General features: G+C 39.8%; 21 protein-coding genes. 10 read left to right on the top strand and 11 right to left on the bottom strand.

Going from position 1 to position 26,246, the window contains the following annotated elements; translation table 11 throughout:
* Window positions 1-128 precede the first annotated feature (128 nt).
* On the bottom strand, window positions 129-1,007 hold the full coding sequence (gene nadK, locus QPX86_RS14380) for an NAD(+) kinase (RefSeq protein WP_220754827.1): 879 nt from the start codon (window positions 1,005-1,007) through the stop codon (window positions 129-131).
* Between the two features lie 98 nt (window positions 1,008-1,105).
* On the opposite strand from nadK, the gene grpE reads away from it, so the two are divergent.
* A complete protein-coding gene (grpE, locus tag QPX86_RS14375) occupies window positions 1,106-1,723 on the top strand; it encodes a nucleotide exchange factor GrpE (protein WP_220754826.1) in 618 nt (205 codons plus the stop codon).
* Between the two features lie 164 nt (window positions 1,724-1,887).
* Here grpE and dxs read toward each other — a convergent pair whose 3' ends face one another.
* From dxs to xseB, 3 genes are read right to left on the bottom strand one after another with little or no spacing between them, the layout of a single operon-like run.
* Window positions 1,888-3,768 (bottom strand): 1-deoxy-D-xylulose-5-phosphate synthase, encoded by a 1,881-nt coding sequence (dxs, locus tag QPX86_RS14370; protein ID WP_285163063.1) that lies wholly within the window; start codon window positions 3,766-3,768, stop codon window positions 1,888-1,890.
* A gap of 20 nt (window positions 3,769-3,788) precedes the next feature.
* Entirely contained in the window at window positions 3,789-4,670 is an 882-nt protein-coding gene (ispA, locus tag QPX86_RS14365; protein ID WP_285163062.1) for a (2E,6E)-farnesyl diphosphate synthase, read from the bottom strand.
* 2 nt (window positions 4,671-4,672) lie between these two features.
* Window positions 4,673-4,909 carry an exodeoxyribonuclease VII small subunit gene (gene xseB / locus QPX86_RS14360; RefSeq protein ID WP_102529053.1) on the bottom strand — a complete coding sequence of 79 codons (237 nt, stop codon included), beginning with the start codon at window positions 4,907-4,909 and terminating at the stop codon, window positions 4,673-4,675.
* Window positions 4,910-5,326: 417 nt separating this feature from the next.
* Here xseB and pomA point away from each other — a divergent pair, with 417 nt between their 5' ends.
* The 3 genes from pomA (at window position 5,327) to thiI (ending at window position 8,883) form a co-directional block, all read left to right on the top strand.
* Window positions 5,327-6,094 (top strand): flagellar motor protein PomA, encoded by a 768-nt coding sequence (gene pomA / locus QPX86_RS14355; RefSeq protein ID WP_220754823.1) that lies wholly within the window; start codon window positions 5,327-5,329, stop codon window positions 6,092-6,094.
* Between the two features lie 3 nt (window positions 6,095-6,097).
* Window positions 6,098-7,039 (top strand): flagellar motor protein MotB, encoded by a 942-nt coding sequence (locus QPX86_RS14350; protein WP_220754822.1) that lies wholly within the window; start codon window positions 6,098-6,100, stop codon window positions 7,037-7,039.
* A 389-nt stretch (window positions 7,040-7,428) separates the two neighbouring features.
* A complete protein-coding gene (gene thiI / locus QPX86_RS14345; RefSeq protein ID WP_220754821.1) occupies window positions 7,429-8,883 on the top strand; it encodes a tRNA uracil 4-sulfurtransferase ThiI in 1,455 nt (484 codons plus the stop codon).
* A 281-nt stretch (window positions 8,884-9,164) separates the two neighbouring features.
* Here thiI and QPX86_RS14340 read toward each other — a convergent pair whose 3' ends face one another.
* On the bottom strand, window positions 9,165-9,401 hold the full coding sequence (locus tag QPX86_RS14340; protein ID WP_220754820.1) for a hypothetical protein: 237 nt from the start codon (window positions 9,399-9,401) through the stop codon (window positions 9,165-9,167).
* A gap of 181 nt (window positions 9,402-9,582) precedes the next feature.
* Here QPX86_RS14340 and QPX86_RS14335 point away from each other — a divergent pair, with 181 nt between their 5' ends.
* The 4 genes from QPX86_RS14335 (at window position 9,583) to rlmM (ending at window position 13,009) form a co-directional block, all read left to right on the top strand.
* Window positions 9,583-10,497 (top strand): transcriptional regulator GcvA, encoded by a 915-nt coding sequence (locus QPX86_RS14335; protein WP_220754819.1) that lies wholly within the window; start codon window positions 9,583-9,585, stop codon window positions 10,495-10,497.
* Window positions 10,498-10,554: 57 nt separating this feature from the next.
* Window positions 10,555-11,286 (top strand): alpha/beta fold hydrolase, encoded by a 732-nt coding sequence (locus QPX86_RS14330; RefSeq protein ID WP_285165174.1) that lies wholly within the window; start codon window positions 10,555-10,557, stop codon window positions 11,284-11,286.
* Window positions 11,287-11,324: 38 nt separating this feature from the next.
* Window positions 11,325-11,714, top strand: a complete 390-nt coding sequence (locus QPX86_RS14325) for a DUF423 domain-containing protein (RefSeq protein WP_220754818.1) — start codon at window positions 11,325-11,327, stop codon at window positions 11,712-11,714.
* A 200-nt stretch (window positions 11,715-11,914) separates the two neighbouring features.
* Window positions 11,915-13,009, top strand: a complete 1,095-nt coding sequence (gene rlmM / locus QPX86_RS14320) for a 23S rRNA (cytidine(2498)-2'-O)-methyltransferase RlmM (RefSeq protein WP_285163061.1) — start codon at window positions 11,915-11,917, stop codon at window positions 13,007-13,009.
* A gap of 118 nt (window positions 13,010-13,127) precedes the next feature.
* Here rlmM and QPX86_RS14315 read toward each other — a convergent pair whose 3' ends face one another.
* Window positions 13,128-14,138, bottom strand: a complete 1,011-nt coding sequence (locus tag QPX86_RS14315; protein WP_220754816.1) for an isocitrate dehydrogenase — start codon at window positions 14,136-14,138, stop codon at window positions 13,128-13,130.
* A 482-nt stretch (window positions 14,139-14,620) separates the two neighbouring features.
* On the opposite strand from QPX86_RS14315, the gene QPX86_RS14310 reads away from it, so the two are divergent.
* The gene (locus QPX86_RS14310) at window positions 14,621-17,383 is read left to right on the top strand and encodes a S9 family peptidase (RefSeq protein ID WP_285163060.1); all 2,763 of its coding nucleotides are present in this window, start codon (window positions 14,621-14,623) and stop codon (window positions 17,381-17,383) included.
* 116 nt (window positions 17,384-17,499) lie between these two features.
* On the opposite strand, the gene QPX86_RS14305 is transcribed toward QPX86_RS14310, so the two are convergent.
* The 5 genes from QPX86_RS14305 to QPX86_RS14285 form a co-directional block, all read right to left on the bottom strand.
* A complete protein-coding gene (locus QPX86_RS14305) occupies window positions 17,500-17,967 on the bottom strand; it encodes a DUF3192 domain-containing protein (protein ID WP_285163059.1) in 468 nt (155 codons plus the stop codon).
* 3 nt (window positions 17,968-17,970) lie between these two features.
* Window positions 17,971-18,747: a flap endonuclease Xni gene (gene xni / locus QPX86_RS14300; RefSeq protein WP_220754813.1), complete on the bottom strand. Its 777-nt coding sequence runs from the start codon at window positions 18,745-18,747 to the stop codon at window positions 17,971-17,973.
* Between the two features lie 174 nt (window positions 18,748-18,921).
* On the bottom strand, window positions 18,922-20,286 hold the full coding sequence (gene ppnN / locus QPX86_RS14295; protein ID WP_285163058.1) for a nucleotide 5'-monophosphate nucleosidase PpnN: 1,365 nt from the start codon (window positions 20,284-20,286) through the stop codon (window positions 18,922-18,924).
* Between the two features lie 35 nt (window positions 20,287-20,321).
* Complete coding sequence (locus QPX86_RS14290; protein WP_220754811.1) at window positions 20,322-21,878, bottom strand: GGDEF domain-containing protein; 1,557 nt, start codon at window positions 21,876-21,878, stop codon at window positions 20,322-20,324.
* 171 nt (window positions 21,879-22,049) lie between these two features.
* Entirely contained in the window at window positions 22,050-24,209 is a 2,160-nt protein-coding gene (locus QPX86_RS14285; RefSeq protein ID WP_285163057.1) for a tetratricopeptide repeat protein, read from the bottom strand.
* Window positions 24,210-24,394: 185 nt separating this feature from the next.
* Between QPX86_RS14285 and QPX86_RS14280 the strand changes: the two genes are divergently transcribed.
* Window positions 24,395-26,200: a M61 family metallopeptidase gene (locus tag QPX86_RS14280; protein WP_285163056.1), complete on the top strand. Its 1,806-nt coding sequence runs from the start codon at window positions 24,395-24,397 to the stop codon at window positions 26,198-26,200.
* The last annotated feature ends 46 nt before the right edge of the window (window positions 26,201-26,246 follow it).

Below are 26,246 nucleotides of genomic sequence, written 5' to 3'. Positions count from 1 at the left end.
TAAATAAAAGAGATTAATTATCTGAGTTAATCTCTTTCAACAATGTTTCTAGGGCTTAATGCTCTAACAACAGATTTTTAGACATAAAAAATATTCGCCATTATTCAAAGCTTGGTTTGCAGGTAAGACTAAAACAGCTTGCTGCCCCAACCGAGCTTAGCTCGTAATACATTAAAGTAATTATGCCCTTTAGGATGGATCATTCTTAATCTGTCTTCACTTCGACTAATTAAAATCTCATCACCAGGTAATACCGATAAATGGACGTGACCATCACAGCTCACTTCTAAGTTCTCGCCATTATCTGGTGATACCACAAGTTTAATAGTGCTACTAGCATCAACAACAATAGGTCTGCAAGAGAGTGTATGGGGAAACATCGGCACTAATATCAATGCTTGGAGGTTAGGGGTTAAAATCGAGCCTCCGGCAGAAAGCGAGTAAGCCGTCGAGCCTGTCGGGGTAGATACAATCATACCGTCTGCACGTTGGCTATACATGAACTGGTCATCGATATAGACCTCGAACTGGATCATGTGGGCAACTTTCCCTGGATGCAAGACCGCTTCATTCACTGCTGTATTACTTGATTTGAGCATTCCATGACGATGAACCTCAGCTTCCAGTAAAAATCGATATTCTGTGTCGTATTGACCATCTAACACTTTAGACAGAGACTCTTCAAAATTATCTGGCGGTAAATCAGTTAAAAAGCCTAGGTTGCCACGGTTAACACCGATCACTGCAATATCGTATCTTGCCAATACTCTGGCTGCACCTAACATATTACCGTCACCACCCACGACGATGGCTAGATCGCAACGCTCACCTAATTCAGTTAAATCAACGGATTCAATATCAACTTTGAGTTCAGATGCCACTCGCTCTTCAGCTAAAATCTCAAAGCCTTGCATAGACAACCAATGATGCAAACGCTTCAAAGTGAGGTTTGTACCTTGGTGATGTGGTTTGCCGATAAGGCCAATTGTTTGGAACTTTTTGGTCATATTAGTATTTGATTTGCTCAAAGGCTTGAAACAAAGAAATTGATCCCCATAATATGCCCATAGTAATCAGAAACAAAGCATTTTTAGCTGGAGTGAAAATGAGCAACGAGTCGAATAAAGCAGATCAAGAAGTAATTGATGCAGAAGTAATCACTGATGTTGAAACAGAAGTTGAAGCTGAAGCAACACAAGAAGTTGATGAGTTAACTCAAGCTAATCTTAAAATTGAAGCATTAGAACAACAACTTGCGGAATCTCAAGCAGCACTAGCTGATCGTAAAGATGTTGAAATTCGTGCTGCTGCAGAGACGGCAAACATCCGTACTCGCGCAGCAAAAGATGTAGAAAAAGCACGAGCTTTCGCCTTAGAGAAGTTTGTAAACGAACTTTTACCTGTGTTAGACAACATGGAGCGTGCGTTAACGGGTGTTAACCCTGAAGATGAAGCGACTAAAGCTATTGTTGAAGGCGTTGATTTAACGATGAAAGGTTTCTTAAGCTCTGTTGAGAAATTTGGTGTGGTACAAGTTAACCCGTTAGGTGATGCATTTAATCCTGAGCATCATCAGGCTATCGGTATGCAACCAAGTGCCGAATACCCGAAAGACACTGTTATGCTAGTGATGCAAAAAGGCTACACATTAAACTCACGTTTATTGCGCCCTGCTATGGTTATGGTTTCGCAAGGCGGCCCAAGCGTAGATACTCAAGCATAAGATATTTAATACATAATAAGTTATTAAAGCATTAGCGGCTGAAGTGTAAAGCTTGCAAGATATTTGATTGGGTAGTTTGATGTAAAGTTAAGCAAATTACCTATTTAAAATGATAAAAAAGGACTGCATGGCAGTCCTTTTTTGTGGCTGATTTATATTGAATCTTAGCCAATATATTGTTGAATTTGTTCTAGTACGCCAGCGCCATCAAGTTTTAATTCTTGAATTATTTCGTCTGGTGCGCCGTGCTTAATAAATTCATCAGGTAAACCAATTTGTAGCACTGGCTTGATGATTTTCATTTTTTGCAAAGCCTCGATTACACCGCTACCCGCACCGCCCATAATGGCGTTTTCTTCAAGGGTTACGATAATGTCGTGACTGTTTGCAAGTTCAGCCAGTAGCGCTTCATCTAGTGGTTTAACAAAGCGCATATCTGCAACGGTTGCATCCAATGCTTCTGCAGCTTCAAGACCCGCTGCTAAAGTGGTGCCAAAGTTAATGATGGCAATACTTGGGGCGTTGCTGTCAGAGCCTTGACGTTTAATTAAGCCTTTACCAATAGGCAAGGCTGTCATCGCTTCCGTTTGCTCGATACCTGTAGCGCTACCACGAGGGTAACGAACTGCCGTAGGACCATCTTTATAACGATAACCGGTATACAGCATCTGGCGACATTCATCTTCATCAGATGGTGCCATTATCACCATGTTAGGTACACAACGTAAAAAGCTTAAATCAAACGCGCCCTGGTGAGTTGGTCCATCTGCTCCGACAATACCACCACGGTCAATAGCGAATAATACCGGTAAACGTTGTAATGCCACATCATGAATGATTTGGTCATAACCACGTTGTAAGAACGTCGAATAGATAGCGACAACAGCATTGAAGCCTTCACAAGCAAAACCCGCACCTAAGGTAACAGCATGTTGTTCTGCAATTGCAGCGTCAAAGTATTGTTTAGGGAATTTTTGCGAGAATTCGACCATTCCCGAACCTTCACGCATGGCTGGAGTGATAGCTAACAGTTTTTCATCTTCTTTAGCAACGTCACATAGCCACTTACCAAACACTTGTGAAAAGGTTGGTGAAGTCGGTTTAGCTTTAGGTTTTCTAAATTGGGTGTGATCAAATTTAGGGACTGCATGCCAGCCAATAGGATCTTTTTCAGCGGGCTCATATCCACGACCTTTTTTAGTCATGATATGTAATATTTGCGGCCCCTTAAGATCACGCATATTTCGCAGGGTTTCAACTAAAGAGTCAACATCGTGGCCATCAATAGGGCCAATATAATTAAAACCTAACTCTTCAAAGAGGGTACCGGGTACGACCATGCCTTTAAGGTGTTCTTCAGTACGTTTAGCCATTTCTTTGATAACAGGCATGCCCTTAAGCACTTTCTTGCTACCTTCACGAATGGTGGTATAAAAACGACCAGACATTAGCTGAGCTAAATGGTTGTTTAACGCACCAACGTTTTCAGAAATTGACATCTCGTTGTCATTTAATACCACTAGCATGTCATTGTGCAGATCGCCTGCGTGGTTCATGGCTTCAAACACCATACCACCAGTCATAGCACCGTCACCAATGACGGCAACAACTTTACGATCTTTTTGTTCTTTTTCTGCAGCAACTGCCATCGCTAGAGCAGCACTAACAGAAGTGCCAGAATGGCCAACACTAAAAGTGTCGTACTCGCTTTCTTCGCGCCAAGGGAAAGGATGTAATCCATTTTTTTGACGTATGGTGTGCATCTGTTCGCGACGACCAGTCAGAATTTTGTGCGGGTACGCTTGATGACCTACGTCCCATACAACACGATCAAAAGGGGTGTTGTAGACATAGTGAAGCGCTACTGTTAATTCAACAGTACCCAGTCCTGAAGCAAAATGGCCACTAGAGTTACTCACTGACTTGAGTAAGAATTGTCTTAACTCATCAGATAGTTGTGGCAGCATGCCTTGAGGCAGCTTTTTTAAATCTTCAGGCGTATTGGCTTGAGCTAATACGGGAAATTGAGAATTATCGAAACTCATAAGGAGATAAACTGTCTCTTTTATAATCTTCGCGCAATGATATAGCGGGCGAAGTCTGCAATTAACTGGCTATTGTAGGTCAAATTGGCCAGCGCTGATAGTGCATCGTTAATTAGTTGCTCGGCGCATTTGTTCGCACCGTCAAGTCCAAGTAAGCGCGGGAAGGTGCTCTTATTGGCTTCTTCATCACTGCCTTGAGGCTTACCCAGCTCTTCAGTACTGGCAGTAATATCTAAAATGTCATCTTGAACTTGGAAAGCTAAGCCGATATTAGCGGCGAACTCTCGAATCATTTTTTGTTCGTCTTGGTTAGCATTAGCTGCAATTAATGCCAGTTCTGCTGCGCAGCTAATAAGCGCCCCCGTTTTTTTATTATGTAACTGGGTTAGCTGTTCAAGATTTATACGCTTATTGGTTGAACTCAGATCAATTGCTTGCCCGCCACACATCCCACTGTAACCCGAAGCTTTTGCAAGGGCAGTTACCATAGCGAGTTGTTGAGGTGGCGTAATATCGTCACTTGGCTGACAAATAAGTTCAAAAGCGAGTGTTTGCAGTGCATCACCAGCAAGGATTGCTGTGGCTTCATCAAAAGCAATATGCACGGTAGGCTGACCACGGCGGAGCGCGTCATCATCCATAGCAGGTAAATCGTCATGAATTAATGAATAGGCATGAATGCATTCAATTGCTGCCGCAGCATTGTCTAGGTGTTCTATTTTTGCGCCTAGCATTTCGCCGATACTGTAAACCATAAAAGGACGAATACGCTTGCCACCCAGTAAAGCACCATGGGTCATGGCTGCTTTTAATTCAGGTGCCGTGTCATCGAGTTCTGCGAGTTTATTTCGTAGAACGTTGTCGACACGTTGTTGATACTTTTCAATTGCTTGGGCTAACACGCTTATTCGCCTTCAACGGTAAATGGGCTCAGGTTGGTATCGTCTTCATCCAATAAAATTGATACTTTCTGTTGTGCTTGTTCAAGCTTGGACTGGCTTTGACGAACCAGCTTAATTCCACGCTCAAATTGTTTGAGGGCACTGTCTAGTGTGACTTCACCTTGCTCAAGATCTGCAACGATGTTTTCAAGCTCCGATAAGGACTCTTCAAAACTAAGATTCTCAGGTTTTTTTGCCACAATTATTATTCCTTCTGTTGTGCGGAGGACAAGGTATATCAGGGCGGGCTAAGGGTCAAATTGTGTCGTAGTTTATTTGCTCAATAGCACGCTTTGTGACTGAAAAATTATACAATTAATAAAAAATATCTAAACTTGGGCTAAGTTTGACCGATAACTATAACGAATGCCAGTTTCCTTAATCGACTAATAATATTCTTCTTCATTAAGACAATCGTTTTATAAATAAGAATTGATGGAATTTTTATCACAACTGGTCATTTTTTATTAGAATGCTGCGAATAGAGTATTTTTTTGTTATTTGAACTATTATCCCTGTCACTCAGGGTGTTACATTGATATTCATAACGCGGTTAATCATGTTAATGGTTATCAGTCAGTACGGCAGCATTTAAAGACTGCAATCAAGGAGAAATTGTGGATTTAGCAACCCTAATAGGTTTGATCGGAGCCTTTGCTTTTATTATTGGGTCTATGGTCAGCAGTGGTGGTATTTCAATCTTTGTTGATGTGCCGTCAGTGATGATCGTATTTATTGGTTCATTATTCGTCGTAATGATGAAGTACAATTTAAAGCAATTTCTTGGGGCGGTTAAAATTGGCGCCAAAGCCTTTATGTTTAAAATTGATAAGCCTGAAGACTTAATTGAACAATCGGTTAATATGGCCGACGCTGCACGTAAAGGTGGATTCCTTGCATTGGAAGAAGCACAAATCACCAACAGCTTTATGCAAAAAGCGGTTGATATGTTGGTAGATGGTCACGATGGTGATGTGGTTCGTGAGGCGCTTGAAAAGGATATTGCATTAACCGAAGAGCGTCATAAAACAGGTATAGGTATTTTTAAGTCCCTCGGTGATGTTGCACCTGCAATGGGGATGATTGGTACACTTATTGGACTTGTTGCTATGTTATCGAATATGGATGATCCTAAATCTATCGGTCCCTCAATGGCCGTTGCATTATTAACCACACTGTATGGCGCCATCATCGCCAACATGATTGCGATTCCTATTGCTGATAAACTGCAATTAAGAATGAGTGAAGAATTACTTAATCGTAATTTGATTATGGATGCGGTTCTAGCGATTCAAGATGGTCAAAACCCCCGTGTTATTGAAGGCTTTCTTAAAAACTATTTATCAGAAAAACAACGTCAAATTGATACAACGGATGGAGAATAACTCATGGCTAAGAAAGCCAAGTGTAATTGTCCCCCTCCTGGAGCCCCATTATGGTTAGCTACATTTGCTGATCTGATGTCATTGTTGATGTGTTTCTTCGTTTTATTGCTAGCATTCTCTGAAATGGATGTGATGAAGTTTAAACAAATTGCAGGGTCGATGAAGTACGCTTTTGGTGTACAAAATAAAGTAGAAGTGAAAGACATTCCTAAAGGGACTTCTGTGATTGCGCTGGAGTTTCGCCCCGGCAAACCCGACCCCACACCGATTGAAATTATCAATCAACAAACCAATGAAATGACCCAGCAAACCATTGAGTACCAAGCGGGTGATGATGCCAGTGCTGGTGGGGTGCAAAAGCAACAAGGTGAAGATAGAGGCGGCAATGCGGCAGCAACGGCGCAACAGCAAGCGCAAGCTCAACAATCTCAAGCGTCATCTGAGCAAGAAAACATTAACGACCAAGTTAAAAAGATGGCTGAGCAGTTGAATGAAGAAATTGTAGATGGAGCAATCGAAATTGAATCATTAGGCCAACAAATTATTATTCGTATTCGCGAGAAAGGCTCGTTTGCCTCGGGCTCTGGGTTTTTGCAACCACGGTTTAAACCTGTTGTACGCTCTATTGGTGATTTATTGAAAGATGTACCAGGAATAATAACTGTCTCCGGCCACACAGATGGTATGCACATAAGTAATGAGCTTTACAGTTCGAATTGGGACTTATCCAGTAAACGGGCTGTTGCTGTGGCACATGAGCTTGCCAAAGTAACAGGATTTGATGAATCTAGAATGCAAGTGGTTGGAATGGCATCAAATGCGCCATTAGTGCCAAATGATTCTAATCAAAATAGAAGTCGAAACCGCCGAGTTGAAATTGCCATTGAACAAGGTAAAGCTAAAGAGTCTAGAGAGATTGAAGCGATTCCTGTTCCTGAGCAGTGATGACTGAGTTTTAGTTTTGGTCTACTTATGGTTTTATCTGTTTTCGAACAGCTAAGTGATTTTAAACAAGTTTTAAATGGACATTTAAAGGCCGTTTTAATAATAGTCATGCACTTTTATTAAGCGGCTTTTTTATTGAATTTAGGTTAACTCACACAAACTGGTTACAGTCTGCGTAACGCTATTTAATGTGTTTGGTAAATAGCCAATTTTTGCTATAATCCCGCCCTTAAATGACTAGTCACCTTACTAGTCATCGTTTTTATGCCTGTTTACACCAATATTGAAGCTAAAAGTGAGCTCTCAAATAACCAAAGAGAACGACTTTAAAGCGACAGATTATTAGTGCTAATGAGGCTTATACCGAATCAGATGCCCGCGGAAGTCCAATGAAGTTTATCGTAAAGCTATACCCAGAAATCATGATGAAAAGTAAAACCGTTAGAATGCGTTTTACTAAAATCCTTGAAACAAACATTCGCAATGTACTTAAAAAAGTCGATGAAGATGTAAGAGTGCAACGCCAATGGGATCGCATCATGATCCACGTAGCTAGTGATGAACAAGCAAGAGTTGATGCTATTTCTGCGCGTTTAGAATGCATTCCAGGTATTGCACATGTCATCCAAGTTGATGAATACAGCTTTGAATCGATAGATGATATTTACCAGCAAGTATTGCCTGTTTATAAAGATGAGCTTGCAGGTAAAACTTTCTGTGTTCGTGTTAAGCGCACAGGTAAGCATGATTTTAACTCTATTGAAGTTGAACGTTATGTTGGCGGTGGGTTAAATCAACACACTGAAGCCACAGGCGTTAAGCTTAAAAATCCTGACATGACGGTAAACTTAGAAATCGATCATGAAAAGCTTTATATGGTTGTACGTCGTATTGAAGGGTTAGGCGGATTCCCAATGGCGACTCAAGAAGACGTGCTGTCTCTTATTTCAGGTGGTTTTGATTCAGGCGTATCCAGTTACCAGTTTATTAAGAAAGGCGCACGTACTCACTATTGCTTCTTTAATTTAGGCGGCGCACAACATGAAATCGGCGTTAAGCAGGTTGCTTATCACTTATGGCAAAAATACGGTGAATCACACAAAGTGCGATTCATCACTGTGCCTTTTGAACCAGTAGTCGAAGAGATTTTAGAACGCATCGATAATGGCCAAATGGGCGTAATCTTAAAGCGTGTGATGATGCGTGCAGCGACTAAAATTGCTGAAAAATACGGTATTCAAGCATTAGTGACTGGCGAAAGCTTAGGTCAAGTTTCTAGTCAAACACTGACGAACCTTAACGTTATTGACCGCTGTACTGATTTATTGATTTTACGTCCACTTATCACTATGGATAAGCAAGACATTATTAACGAAAGCCGCAAAATTGGTACAGAAGACTTTGCTAAAGCGATTCCTGAATATTGTGGTGTAATTTCGCAAAAGCCGACAGTGAAAGCTGTATTAGCTAAAATTGAAGCTGAAGAACTTAAATTTACAGAAGACTTAATTGATCGTGTTGTTAACGATGCGGTAGTTATCGATATTAAACAGATTGCTGAAAAGGTTGAAACCACTGTAAGCGAAACTGAAACGGTTGAGTCTATCGATAATGGTAACGTAGTGATTGATATTCGTGCTCAAGATGAAGAAGAGCAAAATCCGCTTAAAATTACAGATACTGAAATCTTGAAAATTCCTTTCTTTAAATTGGCAACTCAGTTTGCAGATTTAGATAAACAGAAAACCTATTTGTTATATTGTGACCGTGGCGTGATGAGTAAACTTCAAGCACTATACCTAACAGAGCAAGGTTATAGTAACGTTAAGGTATATCGTCCTTAACCGCAGCTTGATAATGTCATAGACCATATCATTAGATTAAATAGCCAACGGTATTACGCCTTTGGTTATTTTTTTAAGTGATTTATCAGTGAACTTGGATAATGTCATAGACAATATCATTAGATTAAATAGCCGACGGTATTACGCCTTTGGCTATTTTTTTAAGTGATTTATCAGCGAACTTGGATAATGTAAAATAATTGCTAATAAATAGACATAAAAAAACCGCATTACCATAAATTTGGCTAATGCGGTTTTTTTGAAACTGTTTTTACAGTAGATTATTCAGCAATGCGAACTTCTGCTGTGGTCACTGTTGTTTTGTCTTCTTTGTCGGCAACTAAAGTGCTTTTTACATCAACATCAATGTCTTTTTGCATGTCTGACATGCTTTGTTCAAACTCAGCATTGATTGAAGCTTGAAGATCGCTGATATCAATGGTGGTATCAGTTGCGTTCGCAGCAAAAGCAAAAGAAGAGAGTAAAGCTACAGTCGCTAAAGTTTTTAAGTTAAACATAAAGGGTCGCCTCCGGGCTGACAAATCACACTGTCGGACACTCCCTCTTTTCCATATTGAGATTGTCCAACTCACTAAATTTCAATGGTTATAATTTAAACGAACAGAGTGTTCTTTACAAACGACAAAAAATAACGATAATCATTAGAAAAACTAATTAAAAAACGAGAGATTGATCACTATGTCGAGAAGATTGCCACCTTTAAATGCTGTTAAAGCATTCGAAGCAGCTGCTAGACACTTGAGTTTTACTCGTGCAGCAGAAGAGCTATTTGTCACTCAAGCGGCGGTGAGTCATCAAATTAAAGCATTGGAAGATTTTTTAGGCTTAAAACTATTTCGTCGTAAAAACCGTTCTTTGCTATTAACCGAAGAAGGGCAGAGTTACTTCCTCGATATTAAAGATATATTTATCCAACTTGGTGATTCAACCGACCGCCTTTTAGCCAGAAGTGCGATAGGTTCATTGACCGTAAGTATGTCACCAAGCTTTGCTATTCAATGGCTTGTGCCAAGGCTAGCAAAATTTAGCGAAAAAAATCCTGATATCGATGTGCGAATTAAAGCCGTGGACAGTGAAGCTGATTCGTTAACTGATGATGTGGACGTGGCTATTTATTATGGCCAAGGAAACTGGCCTGGACTGCGCGCCGACAAATTGCGTAATGAAGTGCTTATTCCAGTATGTTCACCTTTATTGTTGAGTGGTCCTAAACCATTAGAGAAACCTAGCGATTTAAAAAATCATACCTTATTACATGACTCAAGCCGCCATGATTGGCAAGCTTGGTTTAGACAATGCGGGATTAGTGAAATTAATGTTAACTCTGGCCCTATCTTCAGTCATTCGTCTCTTGTGCTACAGGCTGCGGCGCATGGTCAAGGTGTGGCACTGGGCTATAGCGTACTAGCAAGACCTGATATTAAAGCCGGTCGATTAGTGTGTCCTTTTTCTGAAGTGCTTGTTAGCAAAGATGCATATTATCTTGTTTGTCAGCAAAATCACTCAGAACTTGGCAAGGTGGCCGCGTTTAGAGAGTGGATGGTGGACATGTTTGCTGAAGAATCCCGTAGCGAACTACTGGCTGGTGGCTAATACGGTTCCAGTGACTAGTACAAGAATCAAACTTAATGAGCAGTAATAGAAACAATGATGAAAGTTGATGAAGCAGTACCTAATAAACCCACTCAAGCCATTGAATCTATTTTACTGGGTGAGCCAAGTAAAACCTTAGTGGTATTTGCTCATGGCGCTGGCGCCAATATGCATTCAGATTTTATGGAGCAAGTAGCGGAAGACCTAGCTAAAACAGGCGTACAAGTTTTACGGTTTAATTTTTTGTATATGCAAGCCAACATGCAAGATGGAAAAAGAAGACCGCCTGATAGAGCGCCTAAGTTGCTTAACTACTATCAACAAGTTTTAGCCGACGTATTGAATCAAATTAAAGACGGCAGTTTGGTCACTGAAAATATATTCCTTATGGGTAAATCCATGGGAGGCAGAATGTCAGCTATGCTAATGACCCCTGAGTTAAGTGACATTGCTAAAGTGGAAATCCACCCAGAGTTTGAGCAAGTTAAAAAGCTTATCAAAGGCGTAGTGTGTTTAGGTTACCCGTTTGTGCCCCTTAAAGGTGGCGAACCACGTTTAGCCCCCATCAATAATGCCACGATTCCAGTGATGGTGTTGCAAGGGGAGCGAGATAAATTTGGTGGTAAAGCTGAAATCCCAAATTGGCCAATTGATGAATCAATCTCATTAGGGTGGATTACCGATGGCGATCATAGTTTTAAACCTAGGAAGTCGTCAGGTACAAGTTTAGAGGCTAATCTGCAAGCCTGCGTTAAACAATGTCAGCAGTTTATGGCATCACAGATTTAATCACTTTTTATGATAGTAGAATTTATAAAGGCAATGAAATGAAAAAAGGCTTGTTATTGTTAGCGACACTGAGCGGTTTTTTAGCGGTAGGGTTAGGTGCTTTCGGCGCTCATGGACTTAAAAATATCGCCCCACCTGAACTTGTCGCTATTTTTAAGCTAGGTGTTGATTATCATTTCTATCATACCTTCGCGATCATTGCGGTGGCATTTGCCGGCCATTGGATATCTTCAAAATTACTTAATTGGGCAGCGGGTTTGTTTTTTGTCGGCATATTGCTGTTTTCAGGTTCGTTATATGTGTATGCATTTACGGGGGCTAAATGGATTGGTCCGATAACGCCAATGGGCGGTTTTTGTATGCTTTTAGGCTGGTTGTTGTTTGCGGTGGCGATTTTTAAGCAAAATGACGACGTTAAAGCCAGTTAGCTTTAAAATTTAATATTCGTTATTTAATCAAGGCAGCTGAAATACACCATTTCAGCTGCTTTTTTGTTTTGTTTTTTTTGTATCTTCAATTTACACAGTGTCAGTAAAGTTGCGTATAATGCAGCTCATTATTGTATTTTTATTCGTACACACTAACGCAATTTATTATTGAACGGCGTTATTGAAGCTTAAGGTTCACCATGAAAAACCTATTTTTGTTCTGCCGTGCAGGCTATGAGAAAGATTGTGCTGCAGAAATTCAACAGCGCGCAGCTGACTTGAATATTGGTGGTTTTGTTAAAACCAATACCAACGATGCCTATGTTATTTACCAATGCTTTGAAGAAGATGGTGGTGAGCAGCTAGCTAAAAAAATTGAATTAAACTCATTAGTGTTTGCTAGACAAATGTTTGCAGCAAATGACTTATTAAAAGACTTGCCAGAAACTGATCGCATGACGCCAATTGTGGCTGCATTAGCGGGAGTAACTAAAGCTGGTGAGTTAAGAGTTGAGACCCCAGATACCAACGAAGCAAAAGAGCTTTCAGGTTTTTGTCGCAAATTTACTGTGCCGCTTCGTCAAGGCTTAAAAAAATCAGGTTCTTTACTTGCGCAAGAAAATGATAGAAGACCGATTATCCACGTATGTTTTGTTGCACCCGGTCAAGCTTATGTCGGTTATTCGCTGACCAATAATAGCTCGCCACATTTCATGGGTATTCCACGTCTTAAAATGGCGGCTGATGCACCAAGTCGCTCAAGTCTTAAACTAGATGAAGCTTTTGGCCACTTTTTAACTAAAGAAGAGCAAGAGCAACGCTGTCGTTCTGGTTTACATTCAGTCGATTTAGGCGCTTGTCCTGGTGGCTGGACTTATCAGCTTGTCCGCCGCGGTATGTTTGTGGCGGCTGTTGATAATGGTCCTATGGATCAAAAGTTAATGGATACAGGGCAAGTACGTCATTACCGCGCTGATGGTTTCCGTTTTGAGCCACCAAGAAAGAATATTTATTGGTTAGTGTGCGACATGGTTGAGAAGCCTTCACGGGTTGCTGAGCTTATGGAAGCTTGGGCGATTAATGGATGGTTTAAAGAAGCCATTTTTAACTTGAAACTACCAATGAAGAGCCGTTATAAAGAAGTAAGACAAATTCTTGATACTATGGCTGAGATTTTAAAAGAAAACGAAATCGACGACTTTAAAATTCAATGTAAGCACCTTTATCATGACCGTGATGAAGTGACGGTGCATTTATGGGTTAAGCCTAATACAGCTTGGAATTTTCACGATTAAGTAGCAGCTGATATCGCGTGTTCATATCGCGAATAAATAAGAGATATTAAAAAGCCCTTAGTGAATCACTAAGGGCTTTTTTAAAGGTTTTATATTACCGACTTATTGCCGTTTTAAATTAACCTAAACGGTCAATAACAGCTTGAGTGAAGTCAGTAGTACCATGAGTACCACCTAAATCACGTGTAGTACGGTCGCCTTCTTCGATCACTGCAGATACTGCACTGCGGATCATTTCAGCTTTATCTGCCATACCTAGGTACTCAAGCATTTGGATTGAAGCAAGAATAACAGAAGTAGGGTTAGCTAAGTTTTTACCAGCGATATCAGGTGCGCTGCCGTGTACTGCTTCAAAAATTGCAGCGTCACTACCAATGTTAGCACCAGGAGCCATACCTAGGCCGCCAACAAGACCTGCACATAAGTCAGATAAAATGTCACCGAATAGGTTAGTGGTAACTAAGACATCGAAGTTTTCTGGATTCATAACCAACTTCATACAAGTTGCGTCTACGATCATTTCTTCTGTTTCGATATCTGGGTAACGTAGGCTAACTTCACGTGCCACTTTCAAGAATAAACCTGAAGTAGATTTCATGATGTTGGCTTTGTGAACGATAGTGACTTTTTTGCGGTTTTCTTTTCTTGCAAGTTCATAAGCAAATGTTGTGATTTGCTCAGCGCCTTGACGTGTAATGATACTGGTGGCTTCTGCTGTAGCACCGTCATCAGATACTTTTTGACCTAGACCTGAATACATACCTTCAGTGTTTTCACGTACTGTAATGATATCAATATTGTCGTAACGTGCTTGAGTACCTTTAAAAGAAAGCACTGGACGTACGTTAGCGTATAAGCTGAATTTTTTACGTAAGCTAACGTTAATTGAAGTAAAGCCTTCACCCACTGGAGTCGTAAGTGGACCTTTCAAAGTAATACGGTTCTTCTCGATGAGATCTAAGGTACGCTGTGGTACTAATTCACCTTGTTTTTCTAGTGCGGCTAAACCGGCGTCTGCAAATTCATATTCAAAGTCGCAACCAGCCTTGTCGAGAATCTTTAAAGCGGAATCGATAATGCTTGGTCCAATCCCGTCACCTGGGATTACGGTTATAGTACGTTTTGGCATGGATAGTCCTTCCACTTAGTGGTTACTGCATTTTCCTGTAAGTGTTAATAACACGGTTACGGGACGATTAACTAACGGTTTTGTTGCGGCGCATTTTAACGAATTTTGAAATTTTTTTACAGGATTTAGTGAGTTTAATCACATATTTTTTATATTTTTTAAGTTAATCCTCAGCTGATTGCTTTAAGATATTCACAACAGCTTAATTTAAAGGTTCAATATGCGTCATATTTCGACTTTGATTGTTGCTAAAACGTTAACTTAGCGGGTCGATTTACCAAGACAGCTTATTGAGGTTAGATTTTTTGAACAGACGACTTTGGTCTAACAGCTTAATAAATAAACTTTATTATCAAGTTCGCTAATTTTAATACGATACTGAACGATATATTTCAAATTGAAGCCAATGTGTCGTTTTATCAAGGTTGAAGTAGAAATGAGTCATTAAGGCTTAACTGCTTAAAATAATAAATATAATGAGGATGACTTTGAAGTTACATAAACTTATTCCTTTGACGTTATTGACAGCGTCAATGTCGCTCACCGCGGCAGAACAAGCCACTTCTTTATCGCTGAATGACATCATGCATTTTGAAACGCTGAAACAGCCTGTACTTTCTGATAATGGAAGAACATTGGCAGTTGAAGCTATGCCTGATAGAGGTGATAGCCGTGCTTTAATCAATATCATTGAGTCTAAGAAGCAGTTTGTTATTGATGGCGGATCAGACGTTAAAGTAAATAGCCAAGGTAGCTATGCTATCGCGATGCTTAAACCATCTTTATTAGACAAAGAAACTTTAAAGAAGTCAGAACTTAATTCTGGACTGGCATTACTGAATACAGCAACGGGTGAACAACAACGTTTTGAAAAGGTAAAACAGGCAGAGTTTAGCGATGATGGATTATTTTTAGCGATCTGGTTTGACGTTGAAGATGAAAAAGAGGCTGATTCAGATGATAAAGATGCGCCTAAAATCAATGAAAAAGACATTGGTAGCGCGATTAAGCTGATTAAATTAGCTGACAATTCTAGCCATGATTTTATCAACGTAACTCAATTTGCTTTTGATCGAGTGGGTAAGAACTTTGTTGTAGCCATAAATGACAACAAAGCAAAACAACATTTCATCAAAAAGGTAAACCTAGCGAATAATACGCTAAAGCAACTGTATAAAAGTACTGATAATCAAATAGGTGAGTTAAGTCTATCTGACGATGGAAATTGGTTAGCCTTTACTCAAGGTAACGCAACTGATGACCGGGATGAGCGTGAGTATCAACTTTCGTTATTGAGTTTGGAAACCTTCGAGCTTAAAGATACCCCACAAGATGATGATTGGACATTAAACCAATATTCTAAAGTCTTTTTCTCCGAAGACAGTTTACGTCTTTTCTTGGGGCGTGTCCCACAGGTTGATAAAATTATCTCGCTTGCAGAAATAGAAACCGAAGCTGATTTATTTGATGAAACGGTGGTAACTGGTCTGCGCAATTTAAAAGTCTGGCATGGCGACGACCCCAAAATTAAGCCTCATGAAATCAAGCAATATTCAAAAGAGGTACAGCGCACTTATTTAGCCGTGCTTCATATTAATGCTAATCGCATTGTTCAACTTGCTGATGAAACGATCCCTAATGTTCTGTATGGGGAGCAACAGCGTTATTTGTTAGCGACATCTGATGTGCCTTACCAGAAGATGATTACTTGGGCTGGTTTTTATCAAGATGTGTATTTAGTTGATTTAAACACGGGAAGAAAGCAGCAGTTATTAACACAGCATCCAACAAATGAAATGCCAACATTGTCACCAAACGCACGCTTTGTTGCATATTACCAGCAAGGTCAGCTATTTATGTATGACATTGCAGGAGTAAGAAAGCACACTATTTCAAGAGATATTAGTGTGAGTTTTGCCAATGAAGACCACGACTACCCTGGTAATGCCCCTAGCTATGGGTTTGGACCTTGGTTGGCCGATGGTTCTGGCATTATCGCTTATGATAAATATGATGTTTGGCAGTTCAATACATCGTCTTTTGACGGATACATGCTAACAAAAGGGCAAGGTCGTGAAACGAGTACGCAGTTGAGAATTGAAGGTCTATATGAAGATCAAAATGCTCCTGCTGAAGTGACTCAAGAACAGTCTGTGCTTATTCATGGTTATAACGAATCGACTAAAGCTGATAGTTTATATAGTGTGACGATTGGTGTACCAGGTTTGACAGAGTTAGTGGACAGTAAAGCTAAGCTTAAAGTTCTTGCGCGTAGTAAGAATGCTGACACCATTGTGTATTCAAAAGAGCGCTATGATTTATACCCAGACCTTTACACAGCAAGTGTGACTTCACCAAATGATGCGGTTAAACAAACGGATCTTGATAAGCAACGCGATGGCTTTAATTGGGGCAGTGCTGAGTTGGTTCAGTGGAGCGATGCTGATGGCCGTAAAACCGATGGTGTATTAATTAAGCCCACCAATTATCAAGAGGGCAAGCAATACCCTGTGATGGTTTATTTCTATCGTTTTATGAGTGACCGTTTGCATTCATTCCCTCACATGGCAATTAACCATCGACCTAACTTTGCTTGGTATGCTGATAATGGTTACGCTATTTTCTTACCAGATATCAGATTTGAAGTCGGCTACCCTGGTGCATCAGCGGTTAAAGGGTTAACTTCAGGGGTACAAAAGCTGATTGATATGGGAATTGCAGACCCTGATGCTGTAGGTATCCAAGGTCACTCTTGGGGCGGTTACCAAACGGCTTTTGCTGTGACTCAAACCAACATCTTTAAAGCGGCTGTGACTGGCGCACCAGTATCGAATATGACCAGTGCTTATAGTGGCATTCGTCATGGTTCTGGTTTAGCACGTCAATTCCAATATGAAACAGGGCAAAGCCGTATTGCAGAAAGCTTATTTCAATCTCCGCAAAAATACATTGAGAATTCACCTGTATTTTACGTCGAGCGCATTCAAACACCTATGATGATAATGTTTGGTGACAAGGATGATGCGGTGCCTTGGGAGCAAGGGGTTGAACTTTATTTAGCTATGCGCCGCACTGGCAAAGATGTGGTGTTTTTACAATACGAAGATGAGCCACATCATTTGAAGAAGTACCCTAATAAACTGGACTACACTATTCGAATGAAGCAGTACTTTGACCATTACTTAAAAGGGGCAAAAGCACCAGAGTGGTTAGAGAAAGGTGAGGCTTATAAAGAATATAAGTAGCCTGAAGATTTACGGCCTATTTAATCACAAGCTTTGGCCAAGCTAGACATAAAAAATGCCACTTAATGTGGCATTTTTTATGTCTGAATTTTAAGCGTTTCATTTAAAATTAGAGGCTACTTTTGTAGAGATTTATTAGCCTGTTTTTCTTCACTAGCAGCAGGTTTAGAAGTTACTACCGGTGATGATTCTATGACAACATTCAATATCGGGATTTGTAGAAACTGATCGTAAGTTTCTTGTCCCCAAGCTATGAGTTGATCATCTTTAAATAATAATGGGGTGCACTCATCTTTGGTTGTTATACCATCAGATTTCACGTGATGCGTGCGGTAAAACATAATTTGAAAGTTAGCATCTTCGGTGGCTTTAGCTTCAGTAAAGTCAGCTCGTCCCATTTTCTGACGAATACTCGTGATACTCTGACCAATGGTGATTTCGCTAAGCATCCTATTATTAAATTCTTGCCTATCTTGCCAGCTGCGGTCTTCTGGGCGAGGTTCATAGACGAGTACTACGGTAATGGCAAACACGACGTAAGCAATAAACATTGAGGCAATAAGAAACGACAGGGAAGGCTTCATTGTCTAAACTCTCCCTTCATTGTTGGAAGGGACTCTGAATTGTTTTAGGTTAATGTTGAGCGGCATATGACATTGAAGTTGGGCAAGTTTATAGCTCACTCGCGCCATTTCTTTACCGTCTAATAACTTCTGAGCTTGTTTGGCTCCAAGGTTATCAATTGATTTGTATAAGTTGGCAAGACTTCTGAATTTGTTGAGTAAGTCAGCAGCTGACTTAGGGCCAATTCCAGCGATGCCAGGAACTTTGTTTCCTGAGTCGCCGGCTAATGCAATAAAATCCAAAATTTGATTTTGCTGCACAGCGAGCTTTTTTTCATATTCTTTAATATCAAAGTATTGCTGCTTAAAGTGATCCCATATATCAATATTATTCTGACTGATTTGGCCAAAGCCTTTATCGGTAGAAACAATGATGGCTTGACCATTATTTTCAGCAATTTTTGTCGCTAAAGTCGCAATTACATCATCAGCTTCAGATACTGCGTCATGTGAATTTACGTGGACTTCAGCTAAAGCTGTCTTGATATCAGTTAAGCCTGATTTTAACGGAGCAGGCATTGGCTTGCGACCTTTTTTATAGTCAGGATATAACTGTTTTCGCCATGACTCCTTATCGCCATCCCAAACAACAACAGCATGGCTGGGCTGATGATGTTTAAGTAGTTTTTGGGCAGCTGAAATGGTGCGCTCTTTTACACTGGTGATATCATTTTCATCTGGCAGTACAGCATGAATACGTCTAACAAGATTGAGACCATCAATGATCAATAGTTTATTCATGTTTTATCTTTTCGTTGCTGGTGGCATGGCTCAATTGAGCCGTTGCAGGGAATATTTTATTATTAACATCACAGGATAACCTATTCCATATGGCGCAAATAATAATGACTAATCATATAGCTATTTAACATGATATTAAACAACGTCCTGCATTTTACTTTGTCAAAGTGGCTTCTAGTCATCAGGGGTAACAATTTGATAGCAAGGGACATAAGCGCTACCCGGCAATTTCATTCTTTGCTGTTTAACAAAAGCGTTTAACAGTTTATCCATCATTTTCATCAATTGCTTGTCACCTCGTATTTCAAAGGGGCCATATTCTTCAATTAATTTGATGGTATTACTTTTAACGTTACCTGCCACGATACCTGAAAAAGCGCGCCTAAGTGTTGCCGCAAGTTCTGCTTTGTTTGGCTGAAAATATAGATGCAAATTCCCCATCACATCGTGAGTAGGCTCAAACGGTAGTTGAAACTCAGGCTCTATTTTTAATGACCACTGAAATTGATAGGCATCGCCTAAACTCTTACGCATCTCTTTTACCTTCAGCATGCCTTGTTTCATTGTGCGGCCGACTTTTACTGGGTCATTAATAATAATTTGATACTTGTCCTGCGCTTCTTGTCCTAGTGTTGCACCAATAAAAGCATCGATTTCGATAAAATAATCTTCGCTTTCTTTAGGGCCTGTAAGAATGAGTGGAAACGGCAGTGTTTGATTAGCTTGGTTGAGCAAAATGCCTAAGATATACAGTAATTCTTCTGCGGTACCCGCACCGCCAGGGAAGATAACAATCCCATGCCCTAAGCGAACAAAGGCTTCTAAGCGTTTTTCGATATCGGGCAATATGACTAATTCATTGACGATCTGGTTTGGGGGCTCGGCGGCGATAATACTTGGCTCAGTAAGCCCTATGTATCTGGCATTATTGACTCGTTGTTTAGCATGTCCAATAGCAGCGCCTTTCATGGGGCCTTCCATGGCACCAGGGCCACAACCAGTGCAAATATCTAAGCCTCTCAAGCCAAGTTCATAGCCTACTTCTCGAGTATATTGATATTCAGTGGGGTTGATACTATGACCGCCCCAACATACCACGACGTTGGGATCTTTCATTGGAGAAATGACTCGAGCATTGCGTAGAATATCGAACACAACATTGGTTATGTGACTGGCGTTAGTGAGATTGATGTGTTTTAAATTATCGTATTTGTTATCGATATAGACAATGTCGCGTAGTACTGCAAAAAGATGCTCTTGAATACCAGCAATGATCTCTCCATCAACAAAAGCTTGCTCAGGAGGGTTAATTAATTCAATGAGTAGGCCACGTTCGCGCTGCAACACATTAATATCAAAGTTGGAATACGTATCGAATAAGGCCTCAGAGTTATCACTTTGGAGGCCTGAGGCGAGTACAGCAAGGGAGCAGTTTCTTAAAAGTTGGTATAGTTCGCTTTTAGCGCTTTGTTTAAGGCGATTAACTTCCATTTGAGACAATTGATCTAAACTGCCTCTGGGACTTATTTTTATAATCATAAGCAACTCCTCTAAGAGATGAGTTGCATTTGATATTAAATATCGATTACGACTCTATCTCTGCCATTATTTTTGGCTTTATATAGGGCAGCATCAGCACGTTCAAAAGTCTCTTCGATACGTTCGTTGTCCATAACTTGCGCTGCACCAATGGATAATGTGACGGTAATACGCTGATTCTTAAATTTAAAAGGAATGTTCTTAATTTTTTCTCGTACACGGTTTAATAATAAACCAATATTGTCTTCATTGACTTCTGGCAGCAATAAAACAAATTCTTCACCGCCATATCTTGCAACAAATTCACTCTCTCTAAGGGAGTTTTTGAGCGCCATTGCGATAACTTGTAAGGTCTTATCACCGGTACTGTGACCAAAATTATCATTCACAGATTTAAAGTAATCAATATCAGTGACTGCGACCCAAAGTGGGGTATTAAACCGTTTATGGTTTCTAAACTCTTGTTCCATACGATCTTCAAGAGCTGCCCGATTGGGTAATTGAGTTAGCGGATCGAGTAAATTAAGTTTTTGGTGCTCGAATAACTTTTCTTTATAGGCATTGGCTTCTTTAGTCATGCTTGAGAGTTCTTTTCGCATCGACTCGATTGATTTACGTAATAAAGCTTGTTCCCGACTTTCTAATGCCTCTTTGCGACTCAAGGCATCTTTTAGTGAAGCAAGTTGTACAGTAAGTGCAGTCTTTAATGACAATGAATCATCGGACTCAATTAGAATTCCATCTGCATTATCTACACGTAAGTTAATTTCTTTATTAAGTTGAGTCTTAATTTGCTGTGAGCGATCGTTGTTGTTAGCTGTGTTCGTGACAACATCGCGCACAACACTAATGGCATCATTTAATGAATATAAGAAATCTTGAGATGCAGTTTTCTCACGAGCAATGTTGTTGAGCAATAAACTTAAAATGGTTTGATAAGATTCAAGCAAAGTATTGAGTTTAATATCACCCATTAACACTTCTTTCATAACCAGAATCTGATCACGTTGCTCTTTTCTAAACTCTATCTCTGAAATTTTATGTGCCAACTCTTTCGCTAGGATAAGGTGCTGAGGCAAGATGACATGGTCATCGCTATCTGCAAATTCCTTTTGAAGAATATGTTCATAGAAACTAATGACCTGTTCTACTTTTGGGATGTACTCCCATATAGTATGGATTGGCTTATTGAGATCTTTTTTGAAGTAATTAATTTCTTTTTTTATTTCATCAGGTGCAGAGTCAACTCTTTGAATCTGGCTGATGACACGAGAAAGACTAGTGCGACTCTCTTCTAAGCGGGTCATAGTGTGGTGATATTGGCCTTTTAAAAGGCGTTCAATTTCCACTAATTCTGGTAGGGCTTCATCAATTTGATCATAGCCTTGCAGATGATGACGTAATTTAGCTAAACGATTGTCGAGCTCTAGGTTCTGTCCTTTACAAGCTAGACTCAAATGCCCTAAAAATTGGATTAAAGTGCGTAATTTTTCATTACGATCTTCATGGATTTCTTCGAGGGCCAACTTAGCTGAATTAAGTTTCTGTTTTAATAATGAAACTTGCGAGACAGCAGTTGAAGAATCTTTCATGCTTTTTGGCTCCCTGAAATGAACAAATAAATTACTAACAACTTCAATCATCTAGCGAGTTGAATGTTACAGATTGTATAGTAAAACCCACACTTTTAATATGCTATCAATTAACTATATATTTATATCGGCCAGTTTGAATAAAAGCTGAACTAACTGAGGCTTTTGTGGTTAATTTTTAGGCCATTTAATATCTGAAATAGTCCTATTAGTTTCAGCTCGAATAATGCCTCTTTGCAATGCATGCGTTAGGTTTAAATATAAAGGCTTGAAAAAGATTGCAGCTGGGGCAAAGTTTAATGTTCGGATACTGACGTAAGTATGGCCTATATCTATGCTTTTTGCTGCCGCCAATGCATATTGTACCGTTTCAAACTGTAATTCGGTGGTGAGTCTTAAATCCGGGTTCGCCAACAAAGGCAAATTGATGTGACCCATGATGCAATCTAATTCAAGGTTATGTAACTCTGAGTAGTTGGGCACATTGCTATTGATTGTTAACGCTTGATGAGAAAGTACCTCCGATATTTGAATCAAAGTTTGCTCTGGTGCTAAAGAGTTTGTAAAACAAAATGCAAACTCACCGGGTTTAATCAAATAAACTTTGCAACTTAATTGTGATTCAAATTGATTGATTAAGTTTTCAGTGATGATTTTAGATTCTGTAAGTCCAAATTCATTGTCTAAATCGGCTAATAGCTTAACATTGACCAGTGCTATGGTTTTAGGTGAGTTCTCATCAGACATGCAGTGAAGTAGCCCTTGGTACCCTTTAAGTTGAGTTTGAGGCTCTTGTAGCACTTGTGTGGCGAGTAAAGTCTTCTGTTGTTTAAAACTGTTTAACCTTTTTAAGCTATAAAGCCAGGCAAAAGATAAAATAAAGATGGCGGCAAGCAAGATAATAATAGCCATTTGCTGGTCTTTACTGTTTTTAATATAACCACTAAGTTTGTGCTGATAGATATTGATTTCAAACTTTAATTTTTCTTCAGTTAAGTTTGAGGAGAGTGTTTCTTCAACAGGGTCTTCTTCTGTACTTTGTTGCATTTGGACTAATCTGTCCATCATTTCCAATGCCGCAGGGTAATTACGTTCTTCTCTGTATGCGTTGGCTAAATATTCAAGTGCTTCTTTTTGAGCATCAGGTAATTGCTTTGAGTCGGCTATGATTAATGCTGCGACCCCGTGGGTTATTGTTTCTTTCCATAATGACTGTTCAGACAATGCTTGGGCAAATAGCAATTCATTATAAACAAGATAATGCATGACCCCTTTTTCTCTGAATATATCATTAGCCATTTGTAGGTAATTCATTGCTGAAGGGTAATTACTTAAATGAAGATACGCTTCACCAATATTATGGAAATTAAGCCCTTGGCTAATTCTCCTATTGTGCTTTTCATCCAATTGCTGAGCATTAAGGTAGTAGTCAATGGCTTTATTCCATTGTTCTTGATTAGCGTAGATCATCGCAATGACAGTCATCGCTTTAGACTGAGATGCATCTCGCCCCAGTTTTTGATAACTGATAGCAGCTTCGTTGGCGTTTTTAAGTGCTTCATCCCATTGACCTAAGTCACGGTAAGCACGAGATAATTGAAATTGAGTTTGCGCTTGAATGACGGGGTAGTCTAAGCGATTCGAAATTCGATAAGCTTCACTGTGATGCTGCAGTGCTTTAGCTAATTGATTGCGGCCAGTGTAATAGATGCCTATTGCTGTTTCAGATAGGGCAATGAAGTAATCATTACGCAGTCGGTAGGCAATTTCTCGATAGCGTTTGTAATGATATAAGGCTTGCGTGTCTTGTTTCACTAAAGTGTGCAAGGAACTCAAGTTTTGATGCAATATAAATTGCAAATTTAAACTTTGAGTATCATTGAGATTGTTTATTTTATTAAGGGCTTCTTTAAATAAAATTATCGATTGTTTGTACTGTTGATCCTCAAGGCCTCTTATTCTGCCTTCGAGCAGTAAAATAATTGCTTCTTGCATAGGCGTTTCAGCAAGAGACTCAAGTTGCTGTGTTAATAAACGGGCATTATTTATTTTATCATCTGCTTTGAGCGCTGTTTCCAGAAACAGCCGCGCCAGAATCTCTAAATCTGCTTGTAACTCATCTGGGCGATATTTTAAAGAGTCTGCAACTGCTTCAAATTCAGTGCGATTATTAAATGACAGTGGAAACTGAGTACGAGCTGAAAGTCGCTCGAACAAAATATTAGGGGTTTCTATAAACTCAATCTCACGTTGCTGGTTAATCTCAGCGTGAGCTGGAAAAGTTACAATTAATAACAGTAAGGTGTGATAGAAAAGAATCAATTTTTGCATAAGTTAATGACGACCTTATTATTATTTTTGTAAGCTTTTGTTGGAAGTAGGTGGGCGAACAATCGCGCTTGTTATAATATCACTTGGTAAAAAGTAAACTTACAGCAAAGAATTTGTATGATATTGAAAACAAATAACTACAATACATAAAAACATAACAAGAATAATAACAGAAGGAATGTAGAGTGAAAGTCTCAAAACTGGCTATTTTTACTGCAGGGGTATTTTTTTCAGCAAACAGCCTTGCTGAGGTAAACTACCAAATTGATTTAACCCATCCACAGCACCACTTAGCAACAGTAAAAGTGAGTTTTCCTAAATCATCCGCTGATGTGTTAACTGTTAACTTACCTGTGTGGCGCACAGGAAAGTATGCGGTGTTGCCGTTAGCTGACGGGGTTCGCCTTTTTGAAGCAACCGATAACAAAGGAAACCCATTAACCTGGCAACGCAGCGCTACAGGCGAATGGCAAGTTAACTTAACCAAACCTACAGAAGTTAACGTTTCTTATCAGCTTTATGCCAATGACTTAGGCACTCGGGTGCGCCATATTGACAATACCCATGCATACCTAGATGCCAGTGGTGTGTTTATGTATAGCCCAGAATTTCGAGATGATAATGTCAAAGTAGCAATGAAAGTGCCTAAGGGGTGGGATAGCCATTCTGGCATGAAAAGTGGCCGTAAGTCTCATACTTTTATTGCAGACAATTACGATGTACTTATTGATTCCCCTATTGAAACCGGCATAAATACTCACTATAGCTTTGAAGCAGATGGTAGAGATTATGAACTTGTTTTTTGGGGTGAAGGAAATTATGACGCTAAGCAAGTTGTTGAAGATTTAACAAAAATCAGTAGCACTGCTAGCGTCATTTGGGATGATTATCCGTTTGAGCGTTATGTATACATGGTTCATGCAACCAGTGGTGCACGTGGGGCGACAGAGCATTTAAATTCAACGATTATTCAGTTGCCTCGCTTTAATTTCAGAGAGCGCAAAGATTATTTACGCTTTATTAGCACGGCTTCACATGAGTTTATCCATACATGGAATGTGAAGGCATATCGTCCACAAGGGTTGGTACCTTACGATTACCAAGAAGCTAGCATGACTGAGTTACTTTGGATGGCCGAAGGTTCTACTAGCTACTTTCAAAATCAGTTATTGCTGCGTGCAGACGTGATTACGCCGAAGGAGTTCTTTGCCGACTTAGCTAAGCGGGTGAATAGCAACATGCACAAACCTGGCCGAGAAGTTCAATCAGTATCTGAGGCAAGCCTTAATGAGTGGACTAATACTGGTGGAGATTACGCGATAAACCACGGAGTTAATATTTACTCAGAAGGTTATTTAGCGTCGCTATCATTAGACTTTAGTTTGCTAAGTGATACTGAGTTAACGCATTCATACCGTGATGTTCATCGTCAACTGTATCGCGATTTTAAATTACCTAAGGGTTATAACGTTGATGATGTCAAAGGTATTTTAAAAAACATATCAGGCAAAGATTATCAACCTTGGTGGCAACAACACATTACTTCACCGTTTAGTTTAGATTTTGATTCGATATTAGCAAAGGCTGGTCTTGTTATTCGTTATGGCAAAAAGGATGAAGCGATTGTATATAGCGGGTTGAGATTAACTGGTGCACACGATGACTTAACCTTGGCACACGTTAGCCGTAACAGCCCTGCTTGGAATGCCGGTGTGGTTGCAGGAGATGAGATTGTCGCCATTAATGGATTAAAAGTGACAGCTGCAGGGTTTAAAAAACGTTTAGAAGACTTTAAACCTGGTGATGAGATTACTGTGTCATTGTTTAATAATGATCAGTTAAAGCAGATTGTCATTACATTGGATGAGCAACCCAAAGGCGAGCTATCTATTAAAGGTATTGAGAACGCTAGCACTCAACAAAAAGCTTTCTTAAAAGCATGGCTCGGAATTGATTGGCCATTTGATGAAGAAGGCAACTTTCTCAAATAAGTGGTTTTAGCAAATAGTTAGCTTTCTTAAGTTAGCTGCTTTAGCG

Source organism: Shewanella goraebulensis (assembly GCF_030252245.1).
Taxonomy (GTDB): domain Bacteria; phylum Pseudomonadota; class Gammaproteobacteria; order Enterobacterales; family Shewanellaceae; genus Shewanella; species Shewanella goraebulensis.
This window is presented reverse-complemented; position numbering and strand designations above follow the sequence as displayed.

Excerpts from the sequence above, each read along its gene's own strand:
- nadK (WP_220754827.1), bottom strand. The coding sequence starts at position 1,007 with ATGACCAAAAAGTTCCAAACAATTGGCCTTATCGGCAAACCACATCAC.
- grpE (WP_220754826.1), top strand. The coding sequence starts at position 1,106 with ATGAGCAACGAGTCGAATAAAGCAGATCAAGAAGTAATTGATGCAGAA.
- dxs (WP_285163063.1), bottom strand. The coding sequence starts at position 3,768 with ATGAGTTTCGATAATTCTCAATTTCCCGTATTAGCTCAAGCCAATACG.
- QPX86_RS14350 (WP_220754822.1), top strand. The coding sequence starts at position 6,098 with ATGGCTAAGAAAGCCAAGTGTAATTGTCCCCCTCCTGGAGCCCCATTA.
- thiI (WP_220754821.1), top strand. The coding sequence starts at position 7,429 with ATGAAGTTTATCGTAAAGCTATACCCAGAAATCATGATGAAAAGTAAA.
- QPX86_RS14340 (WP_220754820.1), bottom strand. The coding sequence starts at position 9,401 with ATGTTTAACTTAAAAACTTTAGCGACTGTAGCTTTACTCTCTTCTTTT.
- QPX86_RS14335 (WP_220754819.1), top strand. The coding sequence starts at position 9,583 with ATGTCGAGAAGATTGCCACCTTTAAATGCTGTTAAAGCATTCGAAGCA.
- QPX86_RS14330 (WP_285165174.1), top strand. The coding sequence starts at position 10,555 with ATGAAAGTTGATGAAGCAGTACCTAATAAACCCACTCAAGCCATTGAA.
- QPX86_RS14325 (WP_220754818.1), top strand. The coding sequence starts at position 11,325 with ATGAAAAAAGGCTTGTTATTGTTAGCGACACTGAGCGGTTTTTTAGCG.
- rlmM (WP_285163061.1), top strand. The coding sequence starts at position 11,915 with ATGAAAAACCTATTTTTGTTCTGCCGTGCAGGCTATGAGAAAGATTGT.
- QPX86_RS14315 (WP_220754816.1), bottom strand. The coding sequence starts at position 14,138 with ATGCCAAAACGTACTATAACCGTAATCCCAGGTGACGGGATTGGACCA.
- QPX86_RS14310 (WP_285163060.1), top strand. The coding sequence starts at position 14,621 with ATGACTTTGAAGTTACATAAACTTATTCCTTTGACGTTATTGACAGCG.
- QPX86_RS14305 (WP_285163059.1), bottom strand. The coding sequence starts at position 17,967 with ATGAAGCCTTCCCTGTCGTTTCTTATTGCCTCAATGTTTATTGCTTAC.
- xni (WP_220754813.1), bottom strand. The coding sequence starts at position 18,747 with ATGAATAAACTATTGATCATTGATGGTCTCAATCTTGTTAGACGTATT.
- ppnN (WP_285163058.1), bottom strand. The coding sequence starts at position 20,286 with ATGATTATAAAAATAAGTCCCAGAGGCAGTTTAGATCAATTGTCTCAA.
- QPX86_RS14290 (WP_220754811.1), bottom strand. The coding sequence starts at position 21,878 with ATGAAAGATTCTTCAACTGCTGTCTCGCAAGTTTCATTATTAAAACAG.
- QPX86_RS14285 (WP_285163057.1), bottom strand. The coding sequence starts at position 24,209 with ATGCAAAAATTGATTCTTTTCTATCACACCTTACTGTTATTAATTGTA.